We start from the raw sequence: 11,557 nt of genomic DNA, 5'->3' as shown, positions 1-11,557 counted from the left end.
AGCTGGCCCAGCGCAACGTCGACACGACGGCCTAATTCGCGTCACAGCGCAAGGGCGTGGTCAATCGATCGCTTACATAGCATCTCTGTCAGGACTGTAGCCCAATGTGCAGAGCCGTCATCGACATACACAGCGGTCTTGACCGTGACACTCACACCGGTTGTAGCGGCGAGCGCTTCCGCCTTCTCTGCTGCGGGTTGGACAACGGACCTCGCCGCCATCACAGCCCAATCAGTCGTCGTTGGTCCTGTATTCAAATACTTCGATCCTCCTGGGATGACGAGTCACCCCCACGAAATGCGGAATATGTTCCAAGTTGTCACCACCCCTCCCCCGTGGTTGCCTCAATGATCTTCCGCACTATGGAATTTGCACAAAATATAGGCAGGCTGGCGGGGGTACGTGAAAGTGCAGGGTCGAAATTCCCCGACACCGGCGGGTCAGTCTTGTTTCATCGCCAAGCCCAAAAATAATTCTTTTTCGGGGCACGAAACGGCCGGAAACCCTTGATGCGTAAGGAATCCGGCCCAGAATCACCCATCACAAAACGGGGGCTAATTTACCTCTTGCGATGCGGTCTGCCTCTATCTTGTCAAGGGCCGTCTCCCATCCGGGGAACCGCTCTCCGAGTGTCGGAGGAACAATTCCCGGCCCGAGTGCGGCAAATTCCGTACCCCATCCGGGATTCTCGCCCGGTACGGGCAAGGTAAGCGGGTTATTCGGGTATCCCGTAGCGTCCTCCGGGATTTCACAGCCTTGCATACGGGTCCAACTGAGCCACAGCCCCGGCATGAGGTTCGCGAGACAATCGCCCTCGAACACTCGCCAGAGGCGCTCCCGCATTTCACCGGGGCTGAGAGCCACCTTGTAGCTGCGGCCGTTATCGGAGGTTCGCTGAAGGCCCAGACCGAGACGCCGGGTAAGTTGGCCCTCCTCTTTCACCAGACGCTCTCGCGCGCCTACCTTCGGGTTAGTCTTGGAACCTCCCGCCGCAGTAGCAACACTGAAACCCTCTCGACCTAGCTCCCGGTCTAGCTTCTCGATCTGGAAACGCAGATACGCAAGGCGCTCTGCCTGCATTCGATCCGCCTGTGTCCACGATACCCGTTGACCAATGATCGCTCTCAGGTGCGCCGCTTTAGTCGCCAATCAGTATGCCTCCTTGTTGCGGTTGGTCGTTCCGTTTCTTGATTTCCGCCTCGATAGCCTCTACACGGGCCATGATCTTCCGCGCGTCATCCGAGCAGCTTTCACAAATCTGCGCGAATGCATGGGCCAGCACGTCACGCTCCGCCCGCATCTGCTCGATAGACCGCTCTGCCATCACGCCACCGCCGTCAGGATGCGTTGGAGTTCGGTTTGCGCTGCATCCGCGTCCTGCCTCTGGGCCAATTCGCGCTGAAGCTTGATCAATTCCGCATGCTGCTCGTTGTGCTGGTCATTCGCCCTGTTAACAGCAGTCATCTCCACAACACCTCCTGCGAACTGTCTGCGCTTGAGTTCAAGCTCTTTCGACAAAAACGCACACCGCCCCATAGCCTCATCAATTGCCGAAGTCAGACGTGCAACCGTGCGAAGCCCCTTGCCAGACTCCACGACCACACGGAGACCTCCGATTTCCTCCACTACTCGCGCAATTGCTGGCTCAAGCTCAGGTTTCGCGGTGGGCTGCTTGTACGTTCCGTCCGGGTTCAGACTATCTGATGCAAAATGGAAGTGAAGCGCAGCATCTTCGGGGACCTTCGGAGCCTTTGGCTTGAAAATCTGATTGATCAATATAGTTATCCTTATCGGTAATGGGCCATTCAGGATGAACGGCCCGAGTCTGGTTACTGGAGGGTAATGACTTGCGGCGCGGCGATGATCTTCGCGTCCGCGTACTTGGTGATCTTCAAAGCGGTCTTGTTCTCTTGCAGAAGGCGGACCACCTTCGGACCATCAGGCGTATCCACCTCGACATCCGCTTGATTGCTCTTGGCGATAATCTGCGGGCCATCGAACACGGCCGTTCGCTTCACGTCCACCAGAACCAGCTTTCCGTGCGGAACAGCAAGAGAGGGAATAGCCTGGAGCGTCTTATACGTGCCTCCACGCGGGCCAATGTTCGGGTTCGCAGCGTCCTGCAAGCCCGTCAGTGTTACGGGATTACCGATCCAGCACGCCGTGCGCAAGTCCCCGTCAAAGGCAGCAATGGCCGCCCCAACGCTCGCAGCAGCCTTGCCCTGTTTCGTAAAAAGATCGAACATGGCCGCATCCGTCGCGTTATTCGCTGCCATCTCAAGCTGGTCCTGTACGTACTGAACAACGGCGTCGCTGAAATTCGTTGCGGCAAAGAGCATGTCCTCGAATACCATGAGCAAACCGAATCGGCGGATGCCTGAAAGCGTCACAGCAGTTGCGGGGGCTGCTCCAGGAACAGCCTCACCCTCGCCAATCTCCGCAGCCTGCAACAGCTTGTCTTGCGTCAGCGCACGCACATTCGGTGGGAGTTGCGGCGCACCCATCTGGGCCAGCGCGGTAATGATCGGTGTCGTAGTCGGCGGGTACAGCACACCGGGGGCTTGCGTCGGTCGGTAGAGTTCCGGATTATTCCCGGTCGTTGCTACCGGAACAGCCGCCTTGGCGAGGATGTCATGACCCGTCTCAATGGTAGCCAGAATGGCCTCTGCATGAGTCATCGAAACGGCTTTACGAATTTGCTCTGCTGCGGAATTTCGGGTCATAGTCTCCTTGTGGGTAGTAGGTTGCGCGCTCTTGAACGCGGTAATTGCGGCGTCTGGATTGGCTGGAACAGCGACTAGCGACAGTTCATGCACGCTCGCCCTCTTGATTCGTCGGCCGCCGTTCGGAAGCTCCTCCATGTCCTTCCTGCTCGCGATGAAGCCAATGGAAACGCCCTTGATAACGCCGGACTTGACGCTATCCCAAGCCTCGTCAGTTCGATCCTTCACGACACCGGGAGTGGCTACCTTGGCAATCTTCGCTTTGAAAGGGAGACCTTGGGGCGTCGGCGTACCGAAAGTAACCGTCCCGATTGGCTGAGAATGGTCGTGATTCAACAGGAGCGCGGCCTCCCTCTCGAAGGCCAGTCCGAACGGTTCTACGATATCTCCGTGCCTATCAGTGCGCGGCGTGGAGGCGATACCCTCAATCTCGCGCTTCTCCGCTTGAAGCGACTTAATCTCGATAGGCGAGAATGATTTTTGCAATGTAGTCCTTAATTGTTAGTGATTTATGCCGGAAATATCAAGAGCGAACCCGCCCCGGCTTCGACGGATTCGCGGTACTGGTCAGTTACAGCAGGCCGTTACGGATTTGGTACGCATATCCGCCCTGCTCGGTGATACGCTTGTGTACCTGGATGTCGATAAGCCCCTGAATCTGCGGAGCCAAGTCCTTCAGGTCAGCCGCTGTCAGAACGTTACCGCCGCCGTTCAGATTCAACGTGAGATTCGTCCCACCGCTGCTATCCGACATAGGGGCCGGAGATGGTGCAAGAGAACTTGCAATGCCTCCGGTCGCGAAGTGCGCCATGTGGCCGGAGTTGATCGACTCTAGCAGGCTACGGTAGCGCTTGGTGGATGCTGCATTCACGACAAATTCGCCATTCGAGAGCATTGCGGGAATACTGTCACTGGTCCCCGTACCAGGGCCGCTGATCGCGCCACCTGTAGCGAAGTGGGCGACTTCACCACCGGTGCTGAAACCAAGCGCGCTGCTAATCCCGCTGAACGCCGCAATCTCAGCCCGCCGCAGCGCGATCTTCGCTAGGTCAGCGAGAACGGACGTAGCGAACGAGCTAAAGCTAGCCTTGCCAGTCGTGATGAACGTGTCGAGCGCGTTACTAACCGAATCGAACGCGCCACGGAACCCGCGAGCAACGGCCTCGGCGGTGGTCTGCGAGGAGCCTACGAGGTCGTTGTACGTTAGCTTGAATTGCGCACCGAACGACTCGCGGACAGCTTGCATTTCCTCTTGACGCGCCTGATACGCTTCAACGTCCCGCCGGTAGAATTCTCCCGCGATGCGCAACCGCTCCTGATACTCCTTCTGGTCGGCGGTAGGGCCGCTGTAGGATTCTGCAAGCGACGCCATCTTGCGTTCGAATTGGTCACGTAAGGACGCGAGACCGTCGTACTTCGCTTTTTCGTCGGCCAGCATAAAGCGCGTGTTCCGCTCGTCGGCATACTTGTTGATCTGTGCGCCGTATGCGGCCGCCTCCTGCATCGAGAACTTCGCGACGTTCGCCGCGCGCGTCCGCTGCAACTTCTCCAGCGTATTGTTTAAGTCTTGCTCGATACCTACGCGTCGCGCCTGGAGCGCCTGGAGTTCCTTGAGCGCGGTTTGGTAAGTCGCGCTTTCAGGATGTGCCTTAGCTACGTCAACCCGCTTCTGAGCATTCGTAATTTGCTGGTCAACGGCGCGCGTCTGTAGCTCTTCCAACCTCCGATAGTAGTCCTCTGCATTTAACACGCCGATGTCGTACTGCGCCTTGAGGTTCCGTTCGTCTTGTCGCGCTATTTCCGCAATAGCGGCGTTGATAGTCTCGTACTTGGCAAGCTGCCCCTGCCATGCCGATCTATCCCCACTGCCTGATCGTTTCGGGTCTTTGTATTTCTCGTTGATGTTGCCTACCATCTTCTGATACTCGGTGGCAGACAACCCCTTACCATCGGCGACAAGTGCGGCTTGATCCCGCGCAAGTTGCGCAAGTTCCTTCTGCCGCTTCTGCGCATTCGTCATGATCTGATCGCGAAGCGTGTCCATCCGTTGCGAGGCGGCTACGGCTGCCTGCTCTCGGGCGGTTCCTTCCGCTTGGGCCTGAGCATACTTGGCTTCGTTCTGTTGGTACGCTTTCAGGTTCGCGATCTGACGATCTACGTCCGCGATGGAGTGGCTTGTGAAGCCGCCGCCCGCCTTCACCATTGCGGCTCGGTCGATCTGCAACGAATCGATACGATCCTGGAGCGTCGGCCCCGTACTGAGACCTTGCTTTACCTTCACCCAGAACGTATCGACTTCTCTCGACAGTGCCCGCCAATATCCAGCCGACTCCTTGAGATGCTGCGCGCTCGAATCCTGCACCTGCGACAGCGCAGCCTCAATTACGGCCTGGACGGCTTGGTGCTTATCGCCAGCATCCTGCAACGCCTTGATATGCTCGTAGGTTGCAGCATCCATAAAATGCATGCTCCGGTTATGCTCGGTGGCCCATTTCGTAGGGTCGTCCGCTAGATTCGCATATTCCTTCGAAACATCATCAAGTGCCGTACCGGAGATTTTCGACGTGCGGAGAATGACCTCCGCCAATCCCTCCATCTCCTTCGACGTATAGCGCCCTGTCGATGCGAGACCTCGCAGCACGTCACCCGCCTGGGAGAGGCCACTATTTGCCGCTGCCGCAACCCGGAACTGCATCACGCCTAAACTATCCGCCGTCAGGCCTGCAAAGTTGTTGGTGAGTTGGATAGCCGCGTTGAACTGCTTGGCCTCCTCCTTACCCTTTGCCATTGCTGCCACGAATGCCGCACCCGCACCCGCTGCTGCACCGAGGCTGATACCAAGTGGCGACATAACCAGACTCAGAGCGTCTGCCGCCTCAGCCATTACGAGCATCGAACCGCCGAATCGCTTCCATTGCCCTTGCGAAGCCTCATGAGCTAGCACCAGCATTTCCCGACGCGCTGCCGAGTTGTTGAGGCTGAACGAGTGCGCAGCCTTCGCGGCTTTCTCAATAGCTGCTGTCTGGGCGGCGAACGCTTGCGTTACACCCCGCGCGGCGGCTTGTTGATTGAGCATTTCCAACCGCGTCTTCCCTGCCGTGGCTTGGAGGCGGTCGTATTGGTCTACGAGCTTCTTTGCCTCGCGTGCGGTGAGGTTGTAGCCGTTGCTGGCGGCTTCCTGCATCGCGCGCTGTACTGCTTCCTGTTTGCGCCGTACTTCCTCTTGCGACGCGTTTAACTGCGCATTTGATGCGCGAAGCTGGTTGATACCGGCCTGTGCGCCGGATGCGTCCACCGAGTAACGTACGGTGACGTTGTTGTTTGATGTACTTATTAAGTTTCTCCTTTGTTAGATGAGGCCCGTTCTGTCGATGACAAGAAAGTGCAAGTGATATGTCTCGTTGAACCCGCTCCAGTTCGGCGGCGTTCCGGCCCAGTCCTGCTGATACCACGTAACCGTATCCCCGGTTGTTCGAAATAGCGTGAGGCTTGGTCGGTATGTGCCATCCCCTGAAATGAGGCTGTGGCACGGGAACGGACAGGACACAAGGACAGGGCGGCCGTATGAACGGGACTCCGTAGGTGGATGTGGGTAGCCGGTCGTCTCCCAACCGTACCCAGGCTTGTACTGGATGTGAAGAACATCCAACACTCGATAGAACGGCCGTGACGAATCAGCAACCAATGCGCCAGTCTCGGAAAACACCTGCAATCCGAAATTGCCACCAACTGGCGGAGTCGAATCGAACACGAAGAATCGAACCGTCGCCTGCTGCCATGTGACGATACGTACCGTGTGGAAGTTGCCGGACACTTGGTGGTCCCAAACCGTCGCACCGACTCCCCCGTCTGCCGCGAACGCATACAGCGGCGTGTTAGCCGTGAAGGAAAAGGCAGCAACCCAGAACGTACCGTCGAAAGGCTTATTTACGTCGTTGTAGGCGACGCGCAGGCTCGTACTCTGGGTGACAGCGGTTAGCATTTGCGTGCACTGGAAATTCGGCGTACGTCCGTCGATCTGATACAACCCGCTATCAGTGAACGCTTGAAACCCGACGGTCAATCAGTAGACTCCATATACAAGCATGCCCGGCATAGGCGTATAGAAATTCCCGTCGTGATACGAATAGCGCCAACGGATACCGGCAGCGTCGATATCAACGATAGGCACCGGAGCATTCTGGGAGACGTGCCGAAATAACCAGTCCGGATGAAAGGCCCAGAACGGCGTGCCGCCCGACAGATCGGCCGCGATATTGCCGGAGTCTCCAGCCTGCCGTCGCGTCCCAGTGGTGCCCCGCTCATCGATTCGCACTACGCCCGCAACGCGTCCGGCGCGCGACGACGCATCCAACAATGTGCGACCCTGAGAATCCCAGATTTGGAGGCCGACAGTCACTGCGGACCGCTCCGGTACTCAGCGAGATAGAACGAAAGCGCACGCCGGATGACCTCAGACACGTCTACATCGTCATCTACCGCGCGCTGCCGCATAGCTCGCCGCATATCGGCCTGGACCTTGAATGAGATTACACGCGCCTCTCCAGACTGGGCACTTTTCATACGGGACTGCATCCCGGTTGATTCGAGCATAGTTCTCCTTATGGGTAATACCAACGGTCAAATGAAATGGACCGGCTGCCACACCATCGCAGCGTTACCGATCCACACGCACAAACAAATGAGCAACAGGATTCCGTGCTTCACGCAGCCTCCCGCGCGAAATCGCTTGCGTTCAGCGCCGCATCCAGGGCCGCATATTTCGATTCAAGCTCGTCAAGCTCAGTCGCAAGAGCAAGCATGCGGTCCTCCATATCCGACGACATACACATGGCGATTTCGAACGAGGACATACGGTCTACGTCCTTCCCTGCAAACACCTTGCGGGCGTCTACCTTCTTCCGGTCAGGCGAGGCAAGCCAACCATGCTCCCCACAAAGACCGCCGTGAGAAAACGCGATACGGGCGCGAACAAGTTGCGTATGTGCAGATTGATACATGCTGCTCATTTGACGTACTCCTTATTAATTAAGAGATAGGGATTCACATCGACAAGCCTAGATCCGACTTCGACGCCCGATCCTTCGCCGCCGCTGCACGCCGCGCCGCGCGGTTCAGTCCGGGAGAGCACGGATTGATGCATGCTGCCGCTTGATGTTTGGGGATGGCCGACGACATAACGCGCGTCGGCTCACATTTCATCACTTGCTTCTGCTGCATTCGCACCCCGTGACGTGAAGAAGTTGGCTAAGGCGACTATCCGGAATCGCCTTAACAAACCTCTCGATTTGCTCCCAAGGTGTTACCAAGGGATGTTTCTGGTCTACGCGCCGCTATATGGCTAACGCTTGCGCCCAGGAGAGACGCCCTACCGTCGCCTCTCTGCATCTTCAATCCCCTTACCGGGGCTGCTCTCGGATGCCGCCGACGCCTTATACGAGTTACGCTCGTCTGGCCCGTCGTTAGCCTTGTCGTTACCGTCAGGAGACCCCGGCCCCGTACTTCACCCTCCGTCCCGTGTCGGGAGGGAACACAGCAAACTCAAGAACTCTTTCTACAAACAACGAGACTGATAATACACGTGAACTCTTTCTACAAGCAAGGAAAAAATATAGGGCCGGAGCCCTGTGTGATGATTACAAGCCCTTCACTCCCGCCGCCTCTAGCGCGTCGGCGAATCCCGGCAAATGGTCGTACATCTCAATCAACTGGTCATGAATGCACCCGCGTATGATCGCACTCGCCGTAGTCCCTTGCATCGCGGCCAGAATCTTGAGCGCCTTGACTTGATTGACCTCCAATCGTACCGGCATCGGTACAGTCTCCACAGCCGCCTTAACGCCCTGACGAATGGCCGCTCGCTGCTCCTTGGTGTCTCTCATCCCCTCTTTAAGGGCGTAGCTTTGCGTTTCGAGCGCGTCTAGTTGCTGACGGGCCTTCTCTGCGGATGCCCGCAATTCGTCAGCCTTTGTCTTGGCCTTAGCCGCCGCCTTCGCGTGCGCCTCTGCGGTGTTATCTCGCTTAAAAAGTGCCATTGTCATACGCCAAAAATGTAGAAACAGCACTAGTGTATCACGACAAAGTAAGCGAATCGGAGCATTTGTCCTCCATCATCGAACGGGCTGTAACGCCTGTCCTATAAGGCTCCCGTGCGCTACCTGCCGGTTTACTGGGGGTCGCTCTGGATACTTGGTCCGGGTGGTACAATCTGGACTCGTCCTGTCGTCCCAGCCATTTCAGCCAGGGTCGTGCAGGGACATTCCGGGGACACTCGGGCGCAGATTACAGCGTAGATTCACTGGTCGGTAGAGCACTGGAAGGCCCGCGCAGCAAGGCGGAGCGGGTCTGAAAGGCCCCTTCACACGGCAGGGGTCACTGGTTCGATCCCAGTACCGCCCACCAAAGATCTGAAGGGCCGGCAATCGCCGGCCCTTCTTGCTTTCCGGGCTTGCACTTGACGAAATGCTCGCTAAGTGCCCCTCGCCGAACCGGATTGTTGGCACATTCTTGTCACACTTCTTCTTCGAGGTGTCTGGCGCCAACCATTCGCAAGCGCAGCAACTTCCAATACCAAGCGATCGCCCGTCATCAGGGGGTTTACCAGCCTGTGCGTGCAGCTGAAGCTCGGCCGTATCGTGTTGACCAGCAACATGCCGTTCACGCAGTGGGCCACGGCGTTTGCCGACGACCAGACGCTGACGGCAGCCATGCTCGACCGGCTCTTGCATCACGCGCACATCGTGCAAATCAGCGGCGAGAGCTATCGGTTGAAGGACAAGCGAAGGGCTGGACAAACAGGTACGCGGGCAAGCGGGAAAGCAACCGCGTGACACGGGTCCGGGCGGGTCAGATTTACTTCGGCGAATCGCCGAAAAGTGGGTCAGATTTCAGTCGGCGTTGACAAGTTGTTGTCCAGGGGAGCGAACGCTGTAGCGAGATCGATATGAATTAACTGATCCGTCATGCCATTCTTCATTGCGTGAAAGTTATGGTACCGAGCGAGCCATTCGTATTTCTGACGCTCGCGAACCCTTGATACGTTTTCGGTCAACCCGCCCTGAACAAATTTCCGATGCCATTTCAGTTTCGATTCGAGGAATATTTTCCTCCCTAGATAGTCAAGGAAAACGCGCCCATCAGCGTCCCGTAATGCAAGAGAACTATAGCGGCCTTCTGGCTTTATGTATCGGAGAACGGACTGACTCAAAAGTACTCTTGGAAAAAGCGCGACTTTTTCCAGCTCAACCGCCTCAACCAGCGCGGGGCCAAAAAGAAACCTGTCAGAGAACATCAACGGCCCTGCTGTCACTGCACCGCGCACTGGAAACCCGGCGAAAAGTGTTAGTTCATGTATCTGTGCCGTGAGTTCATCTAGGAACAGTGCAACAACCTGTTCATCGCCCATCGTAGGATGCGAGCCCAAAGGAAACGCTGCGAAGATATTGTCGCTGAAGGTTTTAACGAGAGCGCGTGTTTGGCGTTTCTCTGGAAAATGAGATGACCATCCATTCATTCGACGCTCAAACTCCTCCAAGCAGGCGAAAAAATCCGCAGCTCGCCCCCTTTCTTTTCCTCTAAACAGATTGGCTCCTCCGAGCACATCAATAAACGCACATACCTGATTGTGCAATCTAATTTTTGCCATTTTTATATGTGCCCCCAATTTAAAGCCAATGAATTTATCGCAAGCTTTGACGAAAATTATCCAGCGTCTTTGGTCTACATGAATTCGCGCGTTTACAGAAACGATTACTTCTGACATAGGTCATAGCCAGGAATGTTATCAGGTTGACGAGTGGCGGAGCAGATACTGGACATCGTGGTGCGGAAGGAATGTTCTTGGGAAAAGTTAACCGAGGTTATTTGGTCGCGCCCGCGAATGCATCGAAAACGACGTACCTTTAACGCATGAACGACGCATTGGCAGCCACCGACATATGGCGATCAACTTGGTTTGTGGTCGCGCCGCTTCGCACTCGCGATCTTGAAGCGAGCGAGCCGATCAACCTTCGGTGAATGGCGGACCGGCCGCAAATTTCAACGATCAACGCTTTCACCCCGCTGCCCTTTCTTCCGTGTATCCCATGACCGTACTTGCCAGTCGAGTAATCGGATAAGTGGCCCATTGCCTTGGCCGCGTCCTCGAGTGACACGGTGGGATCGCACTTGAGATCCCATGCATGCTGATGCCTGAAGCAATACGGGCTAACACGCGTCCTCATGCAAGGAAAGCGCGCGGAAACTGAGCGCGCACGAGTGGTTCCCGCGCGCACTTGAAGGCCGGAGAGCTTGTTCTCTCCGGGATGCTCGACGTGCGTAGCGCGCAGTACGCGGCCATGATCGTGGAATGCGGCAGTCTCGACTCGAAGCGGAAAGCGCCGGCCCGTCGAGCCGGCGCTTTGCGCGAATCGCGATCGAGCAGCGGATCGGCTCCGCGCGATCGCGACGCCCCCTCTTTTCCGCTTGCCGCCGCGCAGGAACGCTGCTCGGGATTGCGTTCGCAAGCGGTATGGCGGCGGGCGCGGATCGTCTGTTCGTAATCGCGCGGCAAACGAACGAAGGTGGAGCGTTGCACCCGAAACGCATTCCATCCGAAGCAGTCGCCGCTCGGCGCGCTCCGTGCCGCCGGCCCTGAGCTACGACGCCATGCCCAGTTGCTTCGCCGTCGCATCGATCGCCCGCTTCGCCTTCTCGACGATCTCGTCGATCTCCGCTTTCGAGATCACGAGCGGCGGCGACAGCAGCATCCGGTCGCCTGTCGCGCGCATCACCAGGTTGCCGTTGAAGCAGTAGTCGCGGCAGATCGTGCCGACCTCGCCGCCGTTCTCGAAGCG

At 57.1% G+C, this 11,557-nt stretch carries 10 protein-coding genes and 2 pseudogenes; 1 reads left to right on the top strand and 11 read right to left on the bottom strand.

The window, feature by feature from the left end:
• Window positions 1-1,138: 1,138 nt before the first annotated feature.
• The 8 genes from WS69_RS21185 to WS69_RS21150 form a co-directional block, all read right to left on the bottom strand.
• Complete coding sequence (locus WS69_RS21185; protein ID WP_059472645.1) at window positions 1,139-1,324, bottom strand: hypothetical protein; 186 nt, start codon at window positions 1,322-1,324, stop codon at window positions 1,139-1,141.
• Window positions 1,324-1,776: a hypothetical protein gene (locus WS69_RS33630; protein WP_156438299.1), complete on the bottom strand. Its 453-nt coding sequence runs from the start codon at window positions 1,774-1,776 to the stop codon at window positions 1,324-1,326. Before WS69_RS33630 ends, WS69_RS21185 begins: the two co-directional genes overlap by 1 nt.
• A 53-nt stretch (window positions 1,777-1,829) precedes the next feature.
• Window positions 1,830-3,209, bottom strand: a complete 1,380-nt coding sequence (locus tag WS69_RS21175) for an HK97 family phage prohead protease (protein ID WP_059472643.1) — start codon at window positions 3,207-3,209, stop codon at window positions 1,830-1,832.
• Between the two features lie 85 nt (window positions 3,210-3,294).
• Complete coding sequence (locus tag WS69_RS21170; protein ID WP_442854917.1) at window positions 3,295-5,907, bottom strand: phage tail length tape measure family protein; 2,613 nt, start codon at window positions 5,905-5,907, stop codon at window positions 3,295-3,297.
• Between the two features lie 165 nt (window positions 5,908-6,072).
• Window positions 6,073-6,786, bottom strand: coding sequence for a hypothetical protein (locus WS69_RS21165; RefSeq protein WP_156438297.1), 714 nt, complete (start codon window positions 6,784-6,786; stop codon window positions 6,073-6,075).
• Window positions 6,787-7,122, bottom strand: coding sequence for a hypothetical protein (locus WS69_RS31740; RefSeq protein ID WP_082716353.1), 336 nt, complete (start codon window positions 7,120-7,122; stop codon window positions 6,787-6,789).
• Window positions 7,123-7,426: 304 nt separating this feature from the next.
• Window positions 7,427-7,732, bottom strand: coding sequence for a hypothetical protein (locus WS69_RS21155; protein ID WP_059472639.1), 306 nt, complete (start codon window positions 7,730-7,732; stop codon window positions 7,427-7,429).
• A gap of 627 nt (window positions 7,733-8,359) precedes the next feature.
• Complete coding sequence (locus WS69_RS21150) at window positions 8,360-8,758, bottom strand: hypothetical protein (protein ID WP_059860728.1); 399 nt, start codon at window positions 8,756-8,758, stop codon at window positions 8,360-8,362.
• 597 nt (window positions 8,759-9,355) lie between these two features.
• Between WS69_RS21150 and WS69_RS21145 the strand changes: the two are divergent.
• A pseudogene (locus WS69_RS21145) lies at window positions 9,356-9,553 on the top strand (ATP-binding protein); the annotation flags it as partial.
• Window positions 9,554-9,603: 50 nt separating this feature from the next.
• Here the strand turns inward: WS69_RS21145 and WS69_RS33625 are convergent.
• From WS69_RS33625 to WS69_RS21135, 3 genes and pseudogenes are all read right to left on the bottom strand, one after another.
• Window positions 9,604-10,485 carry a hypothetical protein gene (locus WS69_RS33625; RefSeq protein ID WP_156438295.1) on the bottom strand — a complete coding sequence of 294 codons (882 nt, stop codon included), beginning with the start codon at window positions 10,483-10,485 and terminating at the stop codon, window positions 9,604-9,606.
• A gap of 456 nt (window positions 10,486-10,941) precedes the next feature.
• Window positions 10,942-11,298: a hypothetical protein gene (locus tag WS69_RS33620; protein WP_156438293.1), complete on the bottom strand. Its 357-nt coding sequence runs from the start codon at window positions 11,296-11,298 to the stop codon at window positions 10,942-10,944.
• Window positions 11,299-11,359: 61 nt separating this feature from the next.
• A pseudogene (locus tag WS69_RS21135) lies at window positions 11,360-11,557 on the bottom strand (aspartate aminotransferase family protein); the annotation flags it as partial.

This window comes from Burkholderia sp. BDU5 (assembly GCF_001522845.1).
In the GTDB taxonomy this organism is placed as follows: Bacteria; Pseudomonadota; Gammaproteobacteria; order Burkholderiales; family Burkholderiaceae; genus Burkholderia; species Burkholderia mayonis.
The sequence above is the reverse complement of the archived record's forward strand: the minus strand, read 5'-3'. Positions and strand labels throughout refer to the sequence as shown.

Coding starts and splice junctions, on each gene's coding strand:
- WS69_RS21185 (WP_059472645.1), bottom strand. CDS start 1,324: ATGGCAGAGCGGTCTATCGAGCAGATGCGGGCGGAGCGTGACGTGCTG.
- WS69_RS21170 (WP_442854917.1), bottom strand. CDS start 5,907: ATGCAGGAAGCCGCCAGCAACGGCTACAACCTCACCGCACGCGAGGCA.
- WS69_RS21155 (WP_059472639.1), bottom strand. CDS start 7,732: ATGAGCAGCATGTATCAATCTGCACATACGCAACTTGTTCGCGCCCGT.
- WS69_RS21150 (WP_059860728.1), bottom strand. CDS start 8,758: ATGGCACTTTTTAAGCGAGATAACACCGCAGAGGCGCACGCGAAGGCG.
- WS69_RS33625 (WP_156438295.1), bottom strand. CDS start 10,485: ATGTCAGAAGTAATCGTTTCTGTAAACGCGCGAATTCATGTAGACCAA.